Source organism: Mangrovivirga cuniculi (assembly GCF_005166025.1).
Lineage (GTDB): Bacteria > Bacteroidota > Bacteroidia > Cytophagales > Cyclobacteriaceae > Mangrovivirga > Mangrovivirga cuniculi.
Genome location: NZ_CP028923.1, coordinates 484,521 through 506,531, shown reverse-complemented (window position 1 = coordinate 506,531; position 22,011 = coordinate 484,521). Strand labels below are relative to the sequence as shown.

General features: G+C 36.4%; 25 protein-coding genes. 13 read left to right on the top strand and 12 right to left on the bottom strand.

Translation table 11 applies throughout. The features are described from left to right. Nucleotides 1–83 precede the first annotated feature (83 nt). From DCC35_RS02375 to DCC35_RS02365, 3 genes are read left to right on the top strand one after another with little or no spacing between them, the layout of a single operon-like run. On the top strand, nt 84–416 hold the full coding sequence (locus DCC35_RS02375; protein ID WP_137089283.1) for a phage holin family protein: 333 nt from the start codon (nt 84–86) through the stop codon (nt 414–416). Nucleotides 417–421: 5 nt separating this feature from the next. Next, entirely contained in the window at nt 422–820 is a 399-nt protein-coding gene (locus tag DCC35_RS02370; RefSeq protein ID WP_137089282.1) for a hypothetical protein, read from the top strand. Then, nucleotides 810–1,583, top strand: a complete 774-nt coding sequence (locus tag DCC35_RS02365; RefSeq protein ID WP_137089281.1) for a geranylgeranylglyceryl/heptaprenylglyceryl phosphate synthase — start codon at nt 810–812, stop codon at nt 1,581–1,583. The genes DCC35_RS02370 and DCC35_RS02365 overlap by 11 nt, the downstream gene beginning before the upstream one ends. Here DCC35_RS02365 and DCC35_RS02360 read toward each other — a convergent pair. From DCC35_RS02360 to panC, 7 genes are all read right to left on the bottom strand, one after another. Then, a complete protein-coding gene (locus DCC35_RS02360) occupies nt 1,566–2,495 on the bottom strand; it encodes a helix-turn-helix domain-containing protein (protein ID WP_137089280.1) in 930 nt (309 codons plus the stop codon). The two genes, DCC35_RS02365 and DCC35_RS02360, sit on opposite strands and share 18 nt — an antisense overlap. Nucleotides 2,496–2,650: 155 nt before the next feature. Continuing rightward, nucleotides 2,651–3,790 carry an acyl-CoA dehydrogenase gene (locus tag DCC35_RS02355; RefSeq protein WP_137089279.1) on the bottom strand — a complete coding sequence of 380 codons (1,140 nt, stop codon included), beginning with the start codon at nt 3,788–3,790 and terminating at the stop codon, nt 2,651–2,653. Between the two features lie 50 nt (nt 3,791–3,840). Next, entirely contained in the window at nt 3,841–4,533 is a 693-nt protein-coding gene (locus tag DCC35_RS02350) for a zinc metallopeptidase (protein ID WP_137089278.1), read from the bottom strand. Between the two features lie 12 nt (nt 4,534–4,545). Next, the gene (rfaE2, locus tag DCC35_RS02345; RefSeq protein WP_137089277.1) at nt 4,546–5,034 is read right to left on the bottom strand and encodes a D-glycero-beta-D-manno-heptose 1-phosphate adenylyltransferase; all 489 of its coding nucleotides are present in this window, start codon (nt 5,032–5,034) and stop codon (nt 4,546–4,548) included. Next, entirely contained in the window at nt 4,991–6,058 is a 1,068-nt protein-coding gene (locus tag DCC35_RS02340) for a lysylphosphatidylglycerol synthase transmembrane domain-containing protein (protein WP_137089276.1), read from the bottom strand. Before DCC35_RS02340 ends, rfaE2 begins: the two co-directional genes overlap by 44 nt. Before the next feature lie 2 nt (nt 6,059–6,060). Continuing rightward, nucleotides 6,061–6,408 carry an aspartate 1-decarboxylase gene (gene panD / locus DCC35_RS02335; RefSeq protein WP_137089275.1) on the bottom strand — a complete coding sequence of 116 codons (348 nt, stop codon included), beginning with the start codon at nt 6,406–6,408 and terminating at the stop codon, nt 6,061–6,063. 5 nt (nt 6,409–6,413) lie between these two features. After that, nucleotides 6,414–7,262 (bottom strand): pantoate--beta-alanine ligase, encoded by an 849-nt coding sequence (gene panC / locus DCC35_RS02330; protein ID WP_137089274.1) that lies wholly within the window; start codon nt 7,260–7,262, stop codon nt 6,414–6,416. A gap of 122 nt (nt 7,263–7,384) precedes the next feature. Between panC and DCC35_RS02325 the strand changes: the two genes are divergently transcribed. The 6 genes from DCC35_RS02325 to gltX all read left to right on the top strand — a co-directional run bounded on the left by DCC35_RS02325 (nt 7,385) and on the right by gltX (nt 13,954). Beyond that, complete coding sequence (locus DCC35_RS02325) at nt 7,385–8,185, top strand: glycogen/starch synthase (RefSeq protein ID WP_137089273.1); 801 nt, start codon at nt 7,385–7,387, stop codon at nt 8,183–8,185. Next, nucleotides 8,169–9,641 carry a DUF4270 family protein gene (locus DCC35_RS02320; protein WP_217495904.1) on the top strand — a complete coding sequence of 491 codons (1,473 nt, stop codon included), beginning with the start codon at nt 8,169–8,171 and terminating at the stop codon, nt 9,639–9,641. Before DCC35_RS02325 ends, DCC35_RS02320 begins: the two co-directional genes overlap by 17 nt. A gap of 18 nt (nt 9,642–9,659) precedes the next feature. Then, the gene (glmS, locus tag DCC35_RS02315; protein WP_137089271.1) at nt 9,660–11,498 is read left to right on the top strand and encodes a glutamine--fructose-6-phosphate transaminase (isomerizing); all 1,839 of its coding nucleotides are present in this window, start codon (nt 9,660–9,662) and stop codon (nt 11,496–11,498) included. Between the two features lie 7 nt (nt 11,499–11,505). Next, nucleotides 11,506–11,886 carry a RidA family protein gene (locus DCC35_RS02310; RefSeq protein WP_137089270.1) on the top strand — a complete coding sequence of 127 codons (381 nt, stop codon included), beginning with the start codon at nt 11,506–11,508 and terminating at the stop codon, nt 11,884–11,886. Further along, nucleotides 11,886–12,368: a hypothetical protein gene (locus tag DCC35_RS02305; RefSeq protein WP_137089269.1), complete on the top strand. Its 483-nt coding sequence runs from the start codon at nt 11,886–11,888 to the stop codon at nt 12,366–12,368. The genes DCC35_RS02310 and DCC35_RS02305 overlap by 1 nt, the downstream gene beginning before the upstream one ends. A gap of 62 nt (nt 12,369–12,430) precedes the next feature. After that, nucleotides 12,431–13,954 carry a glutamate--tRNA ligase gene (gene gltX / locus DCC35_RS02300; protein ID WP_137089268.1) on the top strand — a complete coding sequence of 508 codons (1,524 nt, stop codon included), beginning with the start codon at nt 12,431–12,433 and terminating at the stop codon, nt 13,952–13,954. A gap of 20 nt (nt 13,955–13,974) precedes the next feature. Here gltX and DCC35_RS21980 read toward each other — a convergent pair whose 3' ends face one another. Next, entirely contained in the window at nt 13,975–14,553 is a 579-nt protein-coding gene (locus DCC35_RS21980) for a methyltransferase family protein (RefSeq protein ID WP_137089267.1), read from the bottom strand. Between the two features lie 15 nt (nt 14,554–14,568). Between DCC35_RS21980 and DCC35_RS02290 the strand changes: the two genes are divergently transcribed. Both DCC35_RS02290 and DCC35_RS02285 read left to right on the top strand, forming a co-directional pair. After that, nucleotides 14,569–15,789, top strand: coding sequence for an NAD(P)-dependent oxidoreductase (locus DCC35_RS02290; RefSeq protein ID WP_137089266.1), 1,221 nt, complete (start codon nt 14,569–14,571; stop codon nt 15,787–15,789). A gap of 61 nt (nt 15,790–15,850) precedes the next feature. Next, entirely contained in the window at nt 15,851–17,632 is a 1,782-nt protein-coding gene (locus tag DCC35_RS02285; RefSeq protein ID WP_137089265.1) for an AMP-dependent synthetase/ligase, read from the top strand. Here the strand turns inward: DCC35_RS02285 and DCC35_RS02280 are convergent. After that, nucleotides 17,629–17,904: a hypothetical protein gene (locus DCC35_RS02280; RefSeq protein WP_137089264.1), complete on the bottom strand. Its 276-nt coding sequence runs from the start codon at nt 17,902–17,904 to the stop codon at nt 17,629–17,631. The two genes, DCC35_RS02285 and DCC35_RS02280, sit on opposite strands and share 4 nt — an antisense overlap. A 10-nt stretch (nt 17,905–17,914) precedes the next feature. Further along, on the bottom strand, nt 17,915–18,535 hold the full coding sequence (locus DCC35_RS02275) for a ParA family protein (RefSeq protein ID WP_137089263.1): 621 nt from the start codon (nt 18,533–18,535) through the stop codon (nt 17,915–17,917). 56 nt (nt 18,536–18,591) lie between these two features. On the opposite strand from DCC35_RS02275, the gene DCC35_RS02270 reads away from it, so the two are divergent. Next, nucleotides 18,592–19,191: a nitroreductase family protein gene (locus DCC35_RS02270; RefSeq protein ID WP_137089262.1), complete on the top strand. Its 600-nt coding sequence runs from the start codon at nt 18,592–18,594 to the stop codon at nt 19,189–19,191. Then, nucleotides 19,176–20,066: a UbiA family prenyltransferase gene (locus DCC35_RS02265; protein WP_137089261.1), complete on the top strand. Its 891-nt coding sequence runs from the start codon at nt 19,176–19,178 to the stop codon at nt 20,064–20,066. The genes DCC35_RS02270 and DCC35_RS02265 overlap by 16 nt, the downstream gene beginning before the upstream one ends. On the opposite strand, the gene hflC is transcribed toward DCC35_RS02265, so the two are convergent. Both hflC and hflK read right to left on the bottom strand, forming a co-directional pair. After that, complete coding sequence (gene hflC, locus DCC35_RS02260; RefSeq protein WP_137089260.1) at nt 20,067–21,005, bottom strand: protease modulator HflC; 939 nt, start codon at nt 21,003–21,005, stop codon at nt 20,067–20,069. Continuing rightward, nucleotides 21,005–21,982: an FtsH protease activity modulator HflK gene (gene hflK / locus DCC35_RS02255; RefSeq protein WP_137089259.1), complete on the bottom strand. Its 978-nt coding sequence runs from the start codon at nt 21,980–21,982 to the stop codon at nt 21,005–21,007. Before hflK ends, hflC begins: the two co-directional genes overlap by 1 nt. Nucleotides 21,983–22,011 lie beyond the last annotated feature (29 nt).

Genomic DNA, 22,011 nt, shown 5'->3' with positions numbered 1-22,011 from the left:
TTGCAGTCCCGAATAATTTTCATTAATATCAAGTAGAGTATAATATTGTGGGCTAACTTTATATAAAATAATCAATCGCCAACATGTACAAATCTCTCATTGAAGCATTCAATCGATTCATAGAAAATAAGGTTGAGCTGGTTAAGCTTGATATTGAGCAAAGAATAGCATTGCTAATTACGCATGCTGTTGCGATCATGTTTTTTATAGGGATGCTCTCTCTATTTATCGTGTTTTTTAGTATACTGGTAGCTCTAGCTATATCTACATGGGCTGAAAGCTTACTAATTGGGTTTGGCTCAGTTAGCCTGATTTATGCCATACTAGCTGTAGCTGCATATTTCATTTCCCAGTCTTCTTCATTTAAGAAAAAATTAAGAGATAACATGGTCGAATTATTTGATAGTAATATTTAAAAAATATGGATAGCGATAAAAAAAAGGAACAGTTAAAAAATAACTCAGATTACTACCGTTATTTAATGGAAGAGGAGCTTGATGAAATTATGGAGGAAGCCGAAGTTTGGGGTAAACGTGCACTTATCGCAGGAGGAGCTGTTTTAACGGCATACCTAACATATAAATTACTGAAAGGAAAAAAAGATTCTGACGAAACAGAGCTGGAAGCTGATACGGATTCTGCAAAGGTTATAAATGTTGATAAAAAGGTTAAAAAGGATGATTTTTCAATTTGGAAAGCATTAAAATATCAGGCAGGAATATTTGCTCTTGCCCTGGCAAAAGAAAAGATCAACGAGTTTCTGGAAAAAAATTCTGACGAATCAGATAATCCCGTAGCAAAAGAAAACAATGAACAATAAGGAATTATATAAGGACCTCACCGATAAAGTTAATAAGAGAATTAAGTCATTTGCGGTTCTAATCGACCCGGATAAGATTGATTCATCAGCAAAGCTCAATCAGCTCATAATGATGGCCGTTGAAAATAAGGTCGATTACTTCTTTATCGGAGGAAGCCTGATGATGCACCAAAACTTATCCTGGGTTGTTTCAGCTATTAAAGAAGGCTCTAATATTCCAGCGATTTTATTTCCTGGCAACAATCTTCAGCTTGATCCTCATGCTGATGGCCTCTTATTGCTTTCACTAATTTCCGGAAGAAATCCTGAGCTTCTGATCGGTCAACATGTTTTAGTTGCTCCGGTATTGAAAAAAAGTAAAATAGAAATTATCAGTACTGGTTATATGCTTATTCATAGTGGTAAACCAACCGCAGCGGGTTATATGAGTCATAGTCAGCCTATTCCTTCGGATAAGCCGGATATCGCTGCCAGTACAGCTATGGCCGGTGAACTTCTTGGACAAAAAGTGATTTACCTGGATGGTGGAAGTGGTGCTGAAAAGCCAATACCTCCTCGAATGATCAAAATGGTAAAAAAATCTATCGAAATTCCTTTAATTGTCGGTGGGGGTATAACCAATAAAGAGAAAGCTCTACAGTGCATAGAATCGGGTGCAGACGTAGTGGTAGTTGGTAACGGGATAGAAAAAAACCCCGGCCTGATGACCGAGGTTGCTAATATTGTTGAGCGTTATAACCATTCTTTAAACGTTCATAACTGATTCTCTTCTTCTCATTTTACCTGCCGGAATTCCGAACATCATTTTAAATCGTCGGCAGAAATAGGCTGTATCTTTATAACCAACCTCTTTACCTATTTCACGAATACTCTTTTTAGTAGTTCTCAATAGGTTAACTGCCTGTTCCATCCGTTGATATTCGATGTAATCCTGAGGATTAATACCTGTGAGCATTTTGAAGTATTGTCCCACATAATCTTCAGATACATTTGCAACATTCGCTAATATTCTGTTAGAAAGATCTCCACCAATGTTTTCCTTGATAAACGCAAAGATGTCTAGAAGTCGCGGGTCTTTAAAATAAGTTACATTTGTTGCTAACTGCTCAATGAATAACTCATTTCTGAAAATATATCTAATTACTTCAACCACAAGAAGATCCGTATTAACTTTTATCAGACGATCTCTTCCCGGAAGCTCATTACTTTGTTCCTCAATAATCTCTTCTATCAGATTAGATAATTTTTCATCATTTCTGATAATAAAAGGAGGTATATCTAGAGAAGCGAAAAAGTTAACCGAGTCAAACACCTTAGCAGTAAAACTTATGCTGCTAAAATAAGTGTCATCGCTATTCGACGGTGAAAATAGTTCGCGTCCTGATTTTAAGTAATTCTCCTTTAAGTTTAAAAAGTCATCACTTTTAACCTGGTCTGCAGGTTGTGGACCATACGTTATCGGTACACCTTTACCGCCGGGAACAAAAAGTATTTCTCCTTCTCTGAGAGTTTCGATTTCATCTTCCCCGAACGAAATTTCACCATGACGTAGTTTTAGAATAGTGTTTTCTACATCGTACAGATTTTTCACAGTAACAGATCTAAGTACTTCTATGTTTTTAGCACTTAAAAACTTTACCGATAACGATTCGATAATCTTATTATAATCCTCCATAAGCCCTGAAAAGGCGGGGTTTTAAACCGCCTTTGATTGTATCTATTAAAAAATTCAGCACCAAAGTAAAAAAAATACTTGAACTCTCAAATTGTAATTTTACAGATTAATGTGTCATGTAAGAAAACAATGAAAGTTATAATTGTACTTTATCATTATTTCAGCACATCTCGAGCAATAACGATCTTTTGGATTTCAGATGTGCCCTCGTAGATTTGGGTAATTTTTGCATCTCGCATTAATCTCTCTACATGGTATTCTTTAACGTAACCATATCCTCCATGTACCTGCACTGCTTCAACAGTTACATCCATCGCTACCTGAGAGGCATACAATTTAGCCATCGCGGCTGCCCGCGCATAATTTTGTCCCTGGTCCTTCTGGTAAGCGGCCTCAAGACACATCCATCTGGCAGCATTTATCGTTGTCGCCATGTCAGCGATCTTAAACTGAATTGCCTGATGTTTTGCTATTTCTTTCCCAAAAGCCTTGCGTTCATTCGCGTATTTTATTGATAACTCGTATGCTCCCGAAGCGATACCTAAAGCTTGAGCAGCGATACCAATTCTTCCACCATCGAGTGTAGACATGGCAAATTTGAACCCGAAGCCATCTTCGCCAACTCTGTTTTCTTTCGGTACTTTTACATCCTGAAACATCAAAGAGTGAGTATCAGAACCTCTGATGCCTAATTTATCTTCTTTTTTGCCTACAGTGAATCCTTCCATTCCCTTTTCAACTATAAGACAATTGATTCCCTTATGTCCGAGTTCGGGATTTGTTTGAGCCATAACAAGATAAACAGAAGCGTTACCACCATTGGTTATCCAGTTTTTAGTTCCGTTAAGAAGATAGTAATCACCTTTATCTTCAGCTGTCGTTCTTTGAGATGTTGCATCAGAACCAGCTTCAGGCTCGGACAGACAGAAAGCACCAATTATTTCTCCGGATGCAAGAGGCTTTAAATATTTTTCCTTTTGCTCTTCAGAGCCATATTTTTCAAGACCCCAGCATACAAGAGAGTTATTTACAGACATGATAACACTTGCTGAAGCATCAACTTTAGAGATTTCTTCCATTGCCAGGACATATGAAATAGTATCCATACCTCCTCCGTTATATTTAGGGTCAACCATCATTCCCAGAAATCCGAGTTCACCCATTTTTTTAACTTGCTCTGCAGGAAATTCCTGGTTGGTATCTCTATCTATTACTCCAGGTAATAAATCGTTTTGTGCGAAATCACGTGCTGCGTCTCTTACAGCTATTTGTTCTTCAGTAAATTGTAGTTGCATTCGTACGTAAGATTAATGTTCTTAATTGAAGGGTAGCGAATTTAATACTTTTAATCTCTTGAACCCAAAAATAATGAAATATAATACATCAAAGTCACCAGAGAGGCTATTGCGGCAACTACATAAGTCATTGCAGCCCACTTTAAAGCATCCTTTGCCATATCATATTCTGATGTTGTAACAATGTTTCGGTTTTTCACCCATGCTAAAGCTCTTTTGCTGGCATCAAATTCTACCGGTAAAGTCACTAAAGAAAAAAGGGTCATTACGCTATAAGCACCAATGATGATCAATAATATGCTTTGAAAAGGAAAGCTGTTAAATAAAAATGCGCCTCCGAATATAGATGCAATAACTACTATATTGAGAATTTTAGCACTAACATTCTGAATTGGAACCAATGCAGACCTCACTTTTAACATGCTATAGGCATTTGCATGCTGAACAGCATGTCCGCATTCGTGCGAAGCAACTGCTGCTGATGCAGCACTATTGCCATGATATACAGCTTCACTAAGATTAACTGTTTTATGTGCAGGGTTATAATGATCAGTTAATTCCCCCTGAACACAGGTAACTTTCACATCGTGAATGTTATTATCAGCTAGCATTAGTCTGGCGATTTCAGCTCCGGTTAGTCCATTTTGAAGACCAATCTTTGAATATTTTTTAAACTTCGATTTCAGTTTTTGGCTTACTGCAAAACTTATAATACCAAAAACGATAAAAATTATCCAGATCATTTTTTTATGAGTTTAAAGTCTTTTAATCTTTTCAATAATGTTGGTGGTAGAAAACCCTTCTACTAATTCAATTGTTTCTACTTTACCACCATTCTCAATTACGAAATCTGCTCCAACAATGTTGCTAATATTGTAATCTGCTCCTTTAATTAATGTAGTTGGCTTAAGAGACATTATTAATTCAAGAGGAGTGTCTTCTTCAAAGAAAACCACCATATCAACAAAACCAAGAGCTGCTAAAACCTTGGCCCTTGCATACTGATTTACTATGGGTCTTTCCTTTCCCTTAATATTTCTTACACTGGAGTCAGAATTTAATCCAATAATGAGCTTATCGCCTTTTTCAGAAGCTTTTTCAAGATATTCAACGTGACCTGCATGGATCAGATCAAAGCACCCATTTGTAAAAACCACCTTATTACCGGCTTTTTTCCAGCCTGCAACAATTTCTGAGGCCTTATTCCGATCGGACAGTATTTTCTTCGACGACTTCGTTGACATTTTTTCTGTGAATTTTAATCTGGGCATAAATTAAACTGACAAAACCTGCCAGAATGGTCACCAAAGTTAAAAAAGAATGAAAAATAAAAGTAAACCCTTTGGCTTCACTTTGATCAATTTGATATAGTATCGATAATCCAAGGGGTACGAGTACATGATAAGAACCAATTCCTCCCGGTAGTGGTAAGGTCATGGCTATGCCTCCTATTGTAAAAACAGATAGTGCTGCTACGAGGCCCAGTTGATTGGTTTCAGGAAATGCCTTCATTACAGCATAGGTCATCAAATAGTATAAAACCCATATTAAGATACTATAAATTATAAACAGTGCTCGTTTTTCCAATCGTAATATAGATCCAATTCCATCTCTTATGCCTATTAGTAAATTCTTGATTTTTCCAGCAATCTTATTATAAAAATCCGGTTTTACTTTTTTAACGAAAAAAATCAATACAAACAATAAAGCTATACCCGCCAGTGCAATAAATAAGAGGTTTGATGAAAAGGAATTTCCAACTCCAACGTATTCGAGAATTTTACTCTCCTTTATAAAGAATAAAAGCTTTTCAAATTCAATGAAAAACGAAGTTCCTATTAATAGGAGAAGAAACACCAAGTCAGCGGCCCTTTCAGCTATAACAGTTCCGATTGAAACATTAACAGGCACTTTTTCCAACTTGTTGAGCATATAACACCGGTATAGCTCACCCCCTCTTGGTATAAGAAGGTTGACAATATATCCGGACATAACCGAATGATAGCTATTAGAAAAAGAAATTTTATAATTGAGTGGGGCATTTAATAATTTCCATCTTTCTGCTCTGATCATGTGGCTTAAAAGAATTAAACCACCAGAAAGAAATAAAGGCAGCTTATTCGTTTCCTGCCATAAGCCCCAAATATAATCTGATTTAGACTGGCCTGGAGCTGTTTCTATCGTATCATAACTTAGATAAAACAGCAATCCTGCCAGGCCGAAAGATACCAGCAGATTAATAAAAAATTTAATGCGTTGCTTAGTCAATCCTAGTTAGCCTTATTGTTGTGATCAGGGAAAACCAATACAGGTTTATGGTCTTTTGCTTCTTCAAAAGGGAGGATGCAATATGAAATTATAATAATTATATCACCTACCTGAACTTTTCTTGCTGCCGGACCATTCAGACAAATTTCGCCAGTTCCTCTTTTACCTTTTATTACATAAGTCTCCAGCCTTTCACCATTATTTATATTTACGATCTGAACCTTTTCATTTTCAATTAGGTTTGCAGCATCCATCAAATCTTCATCCACAGTAATACTTCCCACATAGTGAAGTTCTGCCTGTGTCACTTTTACTCTGTGAATTTTGGATTTAAGTACTTCGAGTTGCATGTCGTTTAATTATCAATTACAATATTATCTATAAGCCTGACATCTCCAACATAAGCCGCTACACAAAATGCTACCTGGCTTTTCAGGTCTTCACGAGAATTAACGATTTCAAACGCTTCTGGTTCGACCGCTTCAAAATATTCTAGTTTCAGAGAGCCAAAATTGCCAAAATTTTCTTTAACTGCACTCTTTATTTTAGCTAATTCTTCACCTTTTTCCCACATTTGACTGGCAATCTTCAAATTTTTGTAAAGTTGAAGCGCCTCATCTCGTTCATTTGAGTCAAGCCTCACGTTTCTGCTTGACATTGCCAGGCCCGTTTTTTCTCTGACAGTATTCACTCCTATTATATCAATATGATAGTTGAGAGATAATACCATCTTCTTTATTAATTGCAATTGCTGGAGATCTTTCTTTCCGAACAAGGCAATATCCGGCCTGATAATATTAAATAATTTACTGACGATTTGAAGAACCCCCTTAAAGTGGCCTGGTCTGAAAGATCCTTCAAGAATTTCTGCTGAGGGCCCTGGATCAATAGAAACGTTATATCTGTTATTATAAACCTCTTCACTTGAAGGCATGAAAAGAATATCACAGCCTGCCTCTTTTAATGCTTCAATATCTTCCTCAGGTGTCCTTGGATATTTTAATAGGTCATTCGGATCATTAAACTGGGTAGGATTGACAAAAATGCTGGCGACTGTCAGGTCCGAATGTTTTTTAGATTCTTTAATTAAAGAGACATGGCCTTGATGCAGGGCGCCCATTGTCGGAACAAATCCGAGTGTCTGATTTTTGGGCTGAGCCATCCACCATCTACTATATGTCTCAATCGATGAAAATACCTTCATTTAAATTTGCTTTGGCATAATAAGCCGCAAATTTACGTGAACTTAATAATTTATTTGAAAAACAACAGAAAAAAATGTATTTTTGTGTTTTGAAAAGAATAAAACCATCCTTGAATACAAATATGTCGAAGCTTAGAATCCTTTATGTTGCAAGCGAAATTAATCCTTTTTTACAAACCTCCAAAGTAGCTGATTTTGTCAGAAAACTTCCTCAGGCAATGCAGGAAAGAGGTATGGAGATCAGGATTTTGGTGCCAAGATTTGGGACAATCAATGAAAGAAAGAACAGATTACACGAGGTTGTAAGATTGTCCGGGATTAACATCTCTATCGGCGACGAAGAAAAACCACTGGTTATAAAAGTGGCTTCAATTCCAAATGCGAAACTTCAGGTTTATTTTATAGACAATGAAGACTATTTTCATAGAAAGAGCGTTTTCCATGATAAGCAGGAAAAGTTTTTCGAAGATAATGACGAAAGAGCGATCTTTTTCTGCAAAGGTGTATTGGAAACAGTAAAGAAACTTGGTTGGGCTCCTGACATTGTTCACTGCAATGACTGGATCACAAGTTTAATTCCAATGTATTTGAAAACAACTTATAAAAATGATCCTATTTTTAGTGGTGCAAAAAGCGTTTTCACAATTTATAACAATAACTTTACGCATAAATTTGGTGAAGACCTTGTTGAAAAAGCCAGGATGATTGATATTGACGACGAAAAATTAAAGCATCTGAAAACAGGTGATTTTGCAGGGTTTATTAAAACCGGAATCACTTATGCGGACGTCGTGATTAAAGCAGAGGAAAATTATAATGAAGAACTCAAAAAACTTTTTGAATCTGAAAACATTAAAGAAATCAATAACGAGGAAACCCTCATTGATTCATACTATGATCTTTACAATGAACTTGCAGTTTAATAAAAACTTTTTCACTAAAGGGCCGGCATTATTATGTCTGGCCCTTTTGTTTTTTTCGGCTTGTGAAGACCCTACAGAGGTGGGTCTGGAAATAGACCAGAATATTGGAAGGCTTCAAACTTTAGTTAGAACAATAGACCTTGACCTGAAACAGGTTCAAGTTGATTCTGTGATCACTAGCAGGAGCCTGGAAACACCTATTGGAACTTATATAGATCCGCTATTTGGAACTATTGAGTCCATAGGATATTACAGTCCTAATCCTCCGGCGGTATCCTCTTTTGAAGACCGTTTTGACGAAACATCAATTCTGGACTCAATTAAAATGTTCATCCCCCTATCGAAAAAGCTTGACCCAAGTAGTAATGAGACAGGCAGATTTAAAGTTCACGAGTTAACTGAAATTTATCCGGATGAAAGATTATTCAGATATACTTCTGATCACCTTCAATATGATCCGACGATTCTTGGAGAAAGCGTTGTCATAGATGAAACCGACACAACTCAATCAGGAGATGAGATAGTTACTTCAGCTAACCTTACTTATAACCTGTCAATGGATTTTGGTCAAAAGCTTTTTGACGAAGCGGTCAAAAAGGAGAATGGAGCTTTTGCAGATACAACCTCTTTTAAAAACTTTTTTAAAGGTTTATCGATAGTTCCTGACGAGATGGAAAATGCAGCTTATTTTATAAATAACACTGGAAATCCGAGAATAACTCTCTATTTCAGGAATGATTCTAATGATTCAACCTCTCAAGCATTTACTGTATATCTTACCATCCAATCGGTGGGCGATTATCACAATGCCTTAAATATTGATAGAAGCGGTACTGATCTGTCCACGATTCCTGCATTCGAAAATTATGAAGGATCACCGATAAACGACAACTTATATATTCAGCCAATAACTGGTCTGGCAACTAAACTTGACCTGACTGATTACAGAAGTTTTGTCGATAGTCTCAATAGTACAGAAATCGTAGGGTTTCAAATAAACCATGCGACTATTTCTATCGATGATGTACCCGATGCAGAAGATGAAAAAGAAAATAATCTGATAGGTCCTCCACAAGAACCAAGTCTTTATTATGCAAGCAATAATAATAATTTGTTTTTTAGTGATCAGGATTCAACTCTCATAAGGCCTCTTGGTGTTCTTGAAGAGCAAGCATACGAAGTGCTTGTTTTTAATGCTCCTTACGAAGGTACACCAACCCTGGGAGGGCAGGAAATAGATAATTTATTTGCTCCCGTTGGACCTTTAAATTTTAATCTGAATACTTATTCCAGACCTTTAACAATGTTTTTACAATCAGAAGCACAGGACTTATTACCTGAGCATAACCTTTTAATGGTCGGGTCACAGCATCAGTTAACTAACGTTTTTAATCGAATTGTAAGTGACCGGCAAAAGATTCAGTTAAAAGTATATTATAGTATATTACAGGAATAAAATTATAATTACCATACTATGTGCGGAATAGTAGCTTATGTTGGAGAGCGCGAAGCTGCTCCTGTCATTATCAAGGGACTAAAAAGACTTGAATATCGTGGATATGATAGTGCCGGAATTGCCCTTGCTAAAAACGGAGAACTTAATGTATACAAAAAACAAGGCAAGGTAGCTGATCTTGAAAACTTTGCCGCTGGCGAAGACCTTGGTGGAAATATAGGTATTGGTCATACACGTTGGGCTACACATGGAGAACCAAACGATGTAAATGCCCACCCTCATACTGATAGTACCAGTTCTCTTGCAATGATCCATAATGGAATCATTGAAAACTATGATTCACTTAAAAAAGACCTTTTAGGCAAAGGACATATATTCAAGTCTGAAACAGACTCCGAAGTTTTTCTTCATTTCATTGAAGATATTAGAAATAGAGAAGGATGCTCGCTTGTGGAAGCAGTGAGGCTTGCTTTGAGTAAAGTAGTAGGTGCGTATGCAATTGTACTGATGGATAAAGATAATCCAGGTCAGTTGATTGCTGCCCGAAAAGGAAGTCCTTTAGTTATCGGTGTAGGAGAAAATGAATTTTTCCTCGCTTCAGATGCGACACCAATCGTAGAATATACTAACGAAGTTGTTTATCTAAATGACCAGGAAATTGCTGTCATCAATGATGGAGAACTAAATATCCGAAACATCGAGGATATTCCACTGACTCCATATATTCAGACTTTGGATATGGAGCTTGAAGCAATTGAAAAAGGTGGTTTCGAACATTTCATGTTGAAAGAAATATTTGAACAGCCGAAATCAATTGCAGACTGCATGAGGGGTCGACTTAAAGCTGAAACCGGTCATCTTGTATTAGGTGGTATTAGAGAATATGCCCATAAACTGGACAAAGCTGAAAGAATCATTATCGTAGCTTGCGGAACATCCTGGCATGCAGGCCTCGTCGCAGAATATATTTTTGAAGACTGGTGTAGAATTCCTGTAGAGGTTGAATATGCTTCGGAATTCAGATATCGTAACCCAATTATAAACGAGGGGGATATTGTTATTGCTATCAGTCAATCAGGAGAAACAGCTGATACTTTAGCTGCCATCGAATTAGCAAAGTCTAAAGGGGCTATTATATTTGGTGTTTGTAATGTAGTTGGTTCGAGCATTGCTCGATTAACTCATGAAGGTGCTTATACCCATGCCGGCCCTGAAATTGGAGTAGCCAGTACTAAAGCATTTACTGCTCAGTTAACAGTACTGGGTATGATGGCTCTGAAATTAGGCTTAAGAAGAGGCACACTAAAAGAAAGTAAGTTTCACGAACTTCTTGTTGAATTAGAAAGCATTCCTGCTAAAGTAGAAAAAGCACTGAAGTCAGACTCGCTGATTAAAAAAATCTCTGAGAAATTTAAAGATTCTAAAAACTTCCTTTACCTGGGAAGAGGTTATAATTTCCCTGTAGCCCTCGAAGGAGCATTGAAGCTTAAAGAGATCTCTTACATACATGCTGAAGGTTATCCTGCTGCTGAAATGAAACATGGACCTATTGCCCTTATTGATGAGGAAATGCCTGTTGTTTTCATTGCTACACAGGATAGTAGTTATGAGAAAATAGTTTCTAACATTCAGGAAGTTAAGGCTAGAAAAGGCAAGGTTATAGCAATTGTTACCGAGGGCGATGAAATTATTCCTCAGATGGCGGATTATACTATTGAAGTTCCTGCCACAACTGAAGAATTAATGCCTTTAGTTTCTGTTATCCCATTACAATTATTAAGCTATCATATAGCTGTTATGAGAGATTGTAATGTTGATCAACCGAGAAACCTTGCAAAATCAGTTACTGTAGAATAAGAAAATTATGGCAAAGCAAATTATACACTCTAAAGATGCACCTGAGGCGATAGGGCCATATAGCCAGGCTGTAATGATGAACGGAATGCTTTTCGTATCCGGCCAGATCGCCATCGACAGAGCCTCCGGCGAAATTCTTGATGATAATATTACTCAGGAAACCCACCAGGTTATGAAAAATCTTGAGGCAATTTTATCTGAAGCAGACATGAGTTTCGATAACATTGTTAAGTGCTCAATATTTATCAAAGATATGGGCCAGTTTAGTGATATAAATGAATGCTATGCTGCTTATTTTAAAAATGAGCCTCCAGCAAGGGAAACGGTCGAAGTAGCCAGGCTACCGAAAGATGTTAATGTTGAAATATCTTGTATTGCAGTTAAATAATGGGCGTTTTTCCAGCTAAAAATGAAACTCTGGTATCTTCATATAACATTGAAGAAGTAGTTTCAATTCTTAATAAGAGAACACATAATATAAAATATGAAGAGGTAGATGGTTCATCTGCCTCTTTCCTTTTTCAGGGGGTAATTGGTAAAAACTCCTTTCGGATAAGTAAAAAAACGGTAAAGCCTGAAAATTTTAACCCTATATTAATCGGTAAAATTGAAGCAACCTCACATGGAAGTATATTGTTCCTGAAGTACAGGCTAATGCCATCAACAAAAATGTTTTTTGCGTTTTGGACAACTATGGCTCTTGCTTTAGGTTTCTACTTTTTATTCGCAAAAGAAAATATTCTTCATGCCGGATTCGCTTTTCTTTTAGGGCTTGGCAATTACCTGATAACTGTGGTGAATTTTAATATGCATTCGCAAAAGGCACGAAAAGCCTTGTCAAGAGTATTGAATGACAAGAGTATTCATTAGGGTAATTAATAAGGTTCTGTTAATTTTGTACCCCTGAAATTTGATATAAAAATATTCCCAAAATGAGTAACGTACGCGTACGATTTGCACCAAGTCCTACAGGCCCACTTCATATCGGAGGAGTCAGGACCGCTTTATACAATTATCTTTTTGCTAAAAAGAACAACGGCACTTTCATTTTAAGAATTGAAGATACTGATCAGAATAGATATGTTGAAGGTGCGGAAGATTATATAATCCAGGCTTTAGAATGGGCAGGCTTAACACCAGACGAAGGCCCGGCTCAAGGCGGGGACTTTGGCCCTTACAGACAATCTGAAAGAAAAGACCTGTATAAAAAATATGCTGACCAGTTAGTTAATAATGGTAAGGCTTATTATGCATTTGATACTCCGGAAGATCTTGAAGAAATGAGAGAAAGATTGAGAGAAGCTAAAGTAGCCAATCAACAATACAATGCTCTTACCAGGACTAAAATGACCAACTCTCTTACACTAAGTCCGGAGGAAGTACAAAAGCGAATAGACAATGGTGACCCGTATGTAGTAAGGCTTAACGTTCCGGCTAAGGAGGAGATACGTTTTAAAGACATGATTCGTGGATATGTAAAAGTGCATGGCGGAACACTTGAAGATAAAATCTTACTAAAATCAGATGGAATGCCGACTTATCATCTTGCTAATATTGTCGACGACCATTTAATGAAAATAACTCACGTGATTCGTGGAGAAGAGTGGCTTCCATCAACACCAATTCACGTTTTATTATATAGATACCTGGGCTGGGAAGATTCAATGCCAGAATTTGCCCATCTTCCTTTACTATTAAAACCAAATGGAAACGGGAAGCTTAGCAAACGGGATGCAGATAAACAAGGGTTCCCTATTTTCCCTTTGAACTGGACTGACCCTCAAAAAAAAGAAACAAGTTATGGATATAAAGAATCTGGATATTTACCCGATGCCTTTATAAACTTTCTTTCATTATTAGGGTGGAATCCTGGAAATGACGAAGACATATTTTCTAAAGAAAGGTTGATTGAGCTTTTTGATATAAACAGAATTCAAAAAGCCGGTGCTAAGTTCGATATAGAAAAAGCAAAATGGTTTAATCAGCAATATCTGAAAGAGAGAAGTGATGATGAAATAGGCAAAGAGCTAAAAGTATTTCTGGAATCAAAAAATATTGATTGTGAGGAAGGAAAGTGTGCTAAAATAGCTTCTTTTATGAAGGAAAGAGTCACATTTATTCCTGAAATGTATACAGAGTCTAAGTATCTGTTTGAAAAGCCAACTGAATACAATGAAAAGCTAGTCCGAAAAAAGTGGAATAATGAAGCTGCTGAAATAATTATGGATTTTGCCGAAAAAATAAAAGAGGAAAACACTGAAGACCCGGCAAAATTAAAACATACACTGATGACCATTGTCGATGACCGTAACATTGGGTTGGGTAAGGTAATGCCTTGCATTCGATTGGCCTTAACCGGCCAGGGTGGCGGTCCAGACCTTATGGACATTATTGCATTTCTAGGCTTAAAAGAAAGCACAGATCGAATGATAACCGCAGTTGAAAAATTAGGATAAAATATACAGGCCGGAACAAATTAGTTCCGGCTTTTTAATTTTGGTAATATTCCGCCCACCCGGCCTTTATAGATTATATATTCCATTCCAAATTCTCTTATTAGCTTCCTTTCTTCGAGCCAAATACCAATCGGCAAATACAGTATTGAAACTATTACTATTGATAAGCTGTAAATATTAAAAGAACTGTATAACCATCCGAAAATTATTAATAACGTTCCTGTGTAAATCGGATGACGAATATATTTGTAAATGCCTGACTTAATTAAATGGCCTTTATTTTTACCTTCTTTTAAACCGGAAAATTCTTTTACAGAAATGTTTTTAAAAGAGCTTCCTAATATCAAAAGGCCAACAATTAGAGACACAACAAAAATCAGATTTGAATAAGGTAAAGTAAGGGCTTTTTCTTTTGGTAATAGAATATAAATAAGGAGAAGAATGAAAAAATGAATAGTACTGAATATCGTATAAATCAATCTGTATTGTCGTTTGCTCAGTCCTGTTAGTTTTCGAGTCTTTTCCTTAATTTGCGTGTCCGCCAGGAAACTGTGCAAGAAATAAAATATCAACCAATTTAAAATAATAATAAAAACCATTAACCCACCATTTGAATGAAAAGTACTATAAAAATCTGTTTGATCAAAGAGGGTAAAAGGCCTATTGATCGAAGAGTCCCTTTAACACCTGAACAGGCTGCAATAATTAATGAAAAATATACAAATGTAACCGTCTATTTCCAGCCATCTGATATACGTTGTTTCTCAGATGATGAATATATTAATGCCGGCATAATGCCAATGGATGACCCTTCACATGCAGATATCCTCTTAGGGGTAAAAGAAGTGCCAAAAGAATGGCTTATCGAAGATAAGACCTATTTATTCTTTTCTCACACAATTAAAATGCAGGAATATAACCGTGAACTTCTTCAAAAAATAATTGAAAAAAATATTACTTTAATTGATTATGAAGTTCTCACAAACCCCCAGGGAGCAAGAGTTGTTGCCTTCGGTCGCTGGGCAGGTATTGTTGGTGCTTACAATGGTATTCTTACATATGGAAAAAGATATAATCTATTTGAATTAAGAAGGGCTCGGGATTGTTTCGATTTAAAAGAACTCAAAAGTGAATACGCCAAAGTAGATCTGCCCCCGATAAAAATTGCTTTAACTGGAGGTGGTAGAGTATCCAAAGGAGCGATGGAGGTATTAAATGGTATGGGTATCAGAAAAATTAGCCCAGAACAATTCTTAGAAGAAAATTATGACCATGCGGTTTATACTCAACTGAGCAGCATGGATTATCATAAGAAAAAAGATGAAGGTCTTTTTAATAAAACAGAATTCCATAATCATCCGGAAAGATATTTTTCAACTTTTCTTGATTTTACAAAACATGCAGACCTACTAATTGCCGGGGCATATTGGGACCCATCACAGCCTGTATTGTTTAAACAGGAAAATATGCTTGACCGAAGCTTCAAAATAAAGGTAATAGCTGATATTACATGCGATATTGAAGGTTCAATACCATCGACAATACGACCTTCTACCATTGATTCTCCATATTACGATTATAATCAATCTGAAGGTATGGAAGAAGCTCCCTTCTCTGATGAAGCCAATGTAACAGTAATGGCAGTCGATAATTTGCCATGTGAATTGCCACGGGATGCTTCAGAAGATTTTGGCAGACAGCTTACTGAAAATGTAATTGGTGCTTTAACAAAAAATGATATAGATAATCTTGTCGTTAAAAACGCTACTATTACCAAGGGAGGTAAATTAACCAGTCGTTTTTCCTATTTACAACATTTTGTTAATGGAAAATGACCCTGTGGTTTTGGTTATAAATAAGCAGAGATTATATTAGTATCTATTAACCATGATAAATATGAATCAACCTCAGAGAGTTTTCGATGTTTTATACTTTCAACAAGTACATTATCCCAAGGATGTAGCGGTAGCAAATATTCATAACGGTAAAATTGATGCCTGGTCGACTGAAGACCTAATTAGAGAATGCCGAAGATTCGCCTTGAGGTTGCTCCAGGATGGATTGAAAAAAGACACTAAAATTGGAATTATAAGTAATAATTGTAGAGAATGGAATGTTGTGGATTTTGGTTCTCAGCATATCGGAGCAGTGAGTGTTCCTGTTTATCCTACTATTACTGCTGAAGACTATGCTTACATTTTCGGCGAAGCTGAGGTATCAATTGTTTTTTGCGAAGATAAAGAACTAGCAGATAAGGCAAGTGAAGGCTTAGAGCAGGCAGGTATCAATGCAGAAGTTATTTGCTTCTTAAAAGATCAGGGTTATAAGTATTTCTATGATTATCTGAATGAATTAGAATTAACTGACCAGTTAGTCGAGGAGTTGGAAAGCAACATCTCTGCAGTAAGTCCTGAAGATTTATTAACGATTATTTATACTTCAGGAACCACCGGAAAGCCTAAAGGAGTAATGCTCAGTCATGGCAACATTTTAAGTAACCTTATCGGTGTATCAAAAATATTTCCGAAAGTCCTTCCATCATATCAGTCTAAAGCCCTAAGCTTTTTACCACTATGCCACATTTTTGAGCGGACAGCCTCCGGGATGTATTTTTATATGGGGGTTTCAATTTATTATGCTGAATCGATTGATACAATTGGTGAAGACCTTAAATTGATCAAGCCACATTTATTTACCACTGTTCCCCGATTACTCGAAAAGGTATATCAAAAAATTGTCTCTAAAGGACGAGAGCTGTCCGGAATTAAAAAGTCCTTATTCTTCTGGGCAGTTAATTTAGCTGATGAATATAAAACAAACGGCAATAGCTCTTTCTATAAGTTTAAGCTAAAAATCGCCAGGAAAATTATTTTTTCTAAATGGCAGGAAGCGCTTGGAAATGAAATTGTATTTATCGTATCAGGTGCTGCAGCCCTTCAATCAAAAATTGCCAGAGCGTTTTGGGCGGCCGATATGCCAATACTTGAAGCGTATGGACAAACAGAAACCTCCCCTGGCGTGAGTTTTAGTCTATACGATGATCCAAAAATCGGTTGTGTAGGACCTCCTCTTGATAAAGTTGATGTTAAAATTGCCGATGATGGAGAGGTTCTGGTAAAAGGACCTAATGTAATGAAGGGTTATTATAAGCAACCTGAGCTGACGGCAAAGACTTTTAATGACGATGGTTGGTTAATGACCGGTGATATTGGCGAAATGGTTGATGGAAAGTACCTTAAAATAACGGACCGTAAAAAGGAAATGTTTAAAACGTCAGGAGGCAAATATATTGCTCCGCAGGTAATTGAGAATGCATTGAAAGAATCTCCATTTATTGAACACTGTATGGTAATAGGAGAAGGCGAAAGGTTTCCGGGAGCTATTATTCACCCTGATTTTGACACATTAACTAACTACGCACAATCTCATAATATTAGTTTTGAATCTAATTATGATCTGATTGAGAAGCCCGAAATCAAGGAATTAATGACAAAGGCTGTTGAAAAGACTAACGAAAGGTTTGCTCAATTTGAAAAAATAAAGAAACATGCTCTCGTTCCCGACGTTTGGGGAATTGAGTCAGGAGAACTTACTCCAACATTAAAATTAAAGAGAAAAGTTCTTCATGAAAGATATGAAAATCTAATCAAAGAAATTTATAAGGAAGAAAGCGATTAGCTTTTAGCATTCAAATAAGCTGCACTATTGAGTAAGAGGTAATCTTCTGCATTTTTATCTTTTTTACCTTCATATACTTCTTCAACGATCGTGCTTAACACAGCTGCAGTTTCAAGGCCGCTATCTTTTGTGATCTCAGTAATCGCTTGTGCAATAGATTTTACACTATTTAAGTCCACACTAGTTGGTTTTAAATCGGAATCAGCATCAAGCCTTTTCGGTTGTTGATTTAAAAATGAGTTCAGGTCTTTAAGAGTGCTTTTTTTAGCCATAATTAAAAAATTAAACGTGTTCCAGAATTTCCTTTGCCACAGGTAAATATTCTTTTTCAGACAATATTGTTGAAAAATTAACGAAGAGGTTCTTCATCGGAACCTTGTTTCCTAATACGATAGTTTCTAGTTCTTCTGTAGCCTGGGCAATCGTTTCTTTTCTTGTTTGAGAATGAATCCTGTTTGGAAGAACCAATATTTTTAAGTTATCATTAAATTCTCTGGCAGGCTGAAGATCTTTCACCGTTTGATATGTGACCAAAAGGTCATTTGGAGAAAGGCTTGTTGGTACAATCACAACATCAGAAGCAATACAAAGCTTTTTTATGTTTTTATCAGTTGTTTTACCCGCACTATCTACTAAGATATAATCAAGACCATCTTCTTTTAATTTTTCGATCTCCTCAATAGCATTTTCATCTAATGATGGAATGATCGGAAAAAGGTTATGTTCATTGGCTCCGGTCTTATACAACTCCATTTTTCTCAGTGTATTAAGAGTATAGTTGTTGTCCGTTTCGATCAAAGCGATCTTATGGCCCAGGGAGTGGAACATTGTTGCAAGATTAATTGCATTAGTAGTTTTTCCTGTTCCCCCTTTACGAGATATGAAAGAAATTATTTTTGTCATTATATTTCTTAAATTGCTTTCCAAATATAATAATTAGAATAAAACGACAGATATAAATGGCCGACAATAGTCAGGAAATACTTACATTAAAAAATTCTATTCAAAACAGACGTTCTGTATACCCGGTTGCTTTTACAGAAGAGCGCGTAGATGATTCAATTATAAATGAAATGCTGGAGGCAGCTAAATGGGCACCTACTCATAAATTGACACAACCCTGGCGGTTTTCTGTTTTTTCAGAAGAAGGATTACAAAAACTTGCAGATTTTCAGTCAGAACTTTACAAAAAGCTATCAACTGAACGTGGAGATTTTAAAGGAAAAACTTACGAAAAACTTAAAACAAAGCCTTTAAAATGTAGTCATATCATAGCTATCGGCATGAAAAGGGATCCGAAGGAAAGTGTTCCCGAAGTTGAAGAAATAATTTCAGTGGCCTGTGCTGTTCAAAACATGTGGCTAACTGCTTCAGCTTATAAAGTTGGTTGTTACTGGAGTACCGGAGGAGTGACCTATGAAAAAGAGGCATTAAAGTTTTTTGGTCTTGATTCTGAAGACAAACTTCTTGGATTTTTATTTATTGGTAATACTGATAAGAAATGGCCACAAAGCAGACGAACGCCGATAACTGAAAAAGTGGAATGGATAAGAAATTAGTTTCAACTCTTTTACATCTCAGGTTTCCTTTTTCGCTCTTTCTTTCCCCCATATTTCTTCTGGGATTGTTTGTTTCTGATGAAATCAATACTATAAATAGCGTTATTGGATTTATTATCTGGCACTTGCTGATCTATCCAGCCAGTAACGGATTCAATAGTTATTACGATAAAGATGAAGAAAGTATCGGAGGACTGGAACGACCTCCACAAGTGAACAAAACTCTTTTAATTGCTGCCAATATACTTGATCTGACAGCATTACTTTTTGCTTACTTTTTTATCGGAATAAAATTCTTTTTGGTTTGCCTTATTTATATTCTTATATCAAGAGCATATAGTTACCCAAAAATCAGGTTAAAAAAATACCCCTGGCTGAGCTGGTTAGTAGTCGGGTTTTTTCAGGGTGCCTGGGTAGTGATGAGCGTAAGTATAATTAATAATCCACAAATACCTTTCTCAGAATTAATACAACCTAAAATATTAATTTCTGCAGTAATTGCTTCCCTCATGTTATATGGATCATATCCTATAACACAGATATATCAACATAAAGAAGATTCAAAAAGAGGCGACAACACAATTAGTCTGACGTTAGGTATTAAAGGCACTTTTATTTTCTCATCTATCCTCTTAACATTAGCAGGGCTAGGCCTGGTAATCTTTCTTTTCTCCAGAGACAATGCGGGGTATGCCATTTGGGTGCTCGTATGCACTATTCCGGTACAACTTAATTTGGCTGTTTGGTTTTGGAGTTATAAAAAACGGGGAGAAAAAGTGGTTAACTTTAAAAACACAATGAAGCAAAACACTGTAGCATCACTGCTATTAAATGCTTGCTTCATTGGGTTATTAATTTTCAGACAGGTCTGGTAATTAATTTGCTTCTTTTAAATATTTATACAGATCGCTATCTGTGGTGATTACAAGATTCGTCTTTTCGTCAAAGGATTTTTCCAGTGCTTCCATTCCTCTAAGAAAAGAATAAAACTGTCTGGAAGATGCATTTCTATCATATGCCGATGCGTAGATAGAAGTTGCCTGAGCATCTGCCTTACCTTTTATGATTTCTGCTTGTTCAAATGCTTCCGATTGGATCTTTGCCAGGTCCCGTTCTTTATTACCTTTAATCTTACTGGCTTCACCCTGACCTTCAGACCTGAATTGATCAGCAATTCTTTTTCGCTCACTAATCATCCTGTCATAAACGCGATCACGAACTTCATCAACATAATTCATCCTTTTAAATCGAATATCAAGAATTTTGATTCCCAGATCAGATGTCCGTTCATTCGCTTTTTCAAGAATCATATCTTCAATTCGGGCTCTTCCAACTGATATCTCATCCAATTCATCCAACTCCTGCAGATAGTCTTCTGATACAACCGGATCTCTGTTTGTTGACCTGATAAGATCCAAAAGATTAAAACTGGCTACAGCATTTCTTGTCTCACCATCCAGTATATCATCTAACCTTGATTGAGCAGACCTTTGATCTCGCAAACGAATAAAAAACCTTAACGGATCAGTGATCTGCCATCTTGCATAAGTATCTACAAAAATGTATTTCTTATCTTTTGTTGTAACTTGGTTTGGGTCGCCATTCCACTTTAAATATCGTTTGTCAAAGAATTGTACTTTTTGTACGAATGGCACTTTAAAATATAAACCAGGCTCTATTCTTGGTTTTCCAACTGGTTTTCCAAATTGGGTAACAATGGCTTGTTTTGACTCTTTTACGATGAATGTACTCATTAAAAGACCAATAACAACCACTATTCCTATAACTAATAATATTATTTTAGACTTCTTCATTATTTGTTGCTATTTGATGAGTTATTGAGATTTAATAATGGAAGTACATTACTTCCGCCTTCATCGATAATTGTTTTACCCTCAATTGTTGGTAAAATCCGTTCCATTGTTTCAAAGTAAATTCTCTTTTTTGTGACATCAGGGGCCTTTATATATTCCTGATACAGTGAATTAAACCTTTCTGCCTCTCCTTTTGCCCTGTTTATACGGTTTAATGAATAAGCTTCAGCCTGCTCAATTGTTTGCTGTGCTTCACCACGAGCTCGTGGAATTACTTTGTTATAATCAGACTCTGCCTGATTTATTAAAGTTTCTTTTTCCTGTAGAGCCTCATTCACTTCGTTGAAAGAAGGTTTGACTGGTTCAGGTGGATTAACATCCTGTAATACCACCTGATCTATACGAATACCATTTTCGTATTCATTACACATCTTTTGTAAATGATTTTCAACTTCTGTGGCAATTTCCTGTCTACCGATAGTAATCACTTCGTTTACAGTTCTGTCACCAACAATTTTTCTCATCGCTGCTTCAGCCATATCGTGTAATGCGTCTTCAGCGTCCTTCACCTTAAACAAGTAATTATAAGAATCGACGATTCTATATTGCACTACCCATTCGACATCAGCCAGGTTCAAGTCTCCGGTGAGCATTAATGATTCGTCTGCAAAATTTCCAGAGGAATAAGTTGTTCTAACATCTGCATCCTTTGTTCTGAATCCAAACTCCTGTTTTAATTGTCTTTGTACAGGTATTTTGTACATTTTCTCTATTCCAAACGGTAATATGAAGTTCAACCCGGGGTTGACAGTTCTGGAATATTTACCCAGAAAAATGACAACTCCCTCCTCTTCCGTCCCTACTGGCTTAACAGTGGTTACGATTGTAATAAGAACCAGAACACCTAATATTAGAAATTTACTATATTTCCTCAAGAAATCCGACGCTCTGCTTCCTGCATCTGAATAATCGGTCATAAATTTTAATTTGAATTAATTTTGTAATT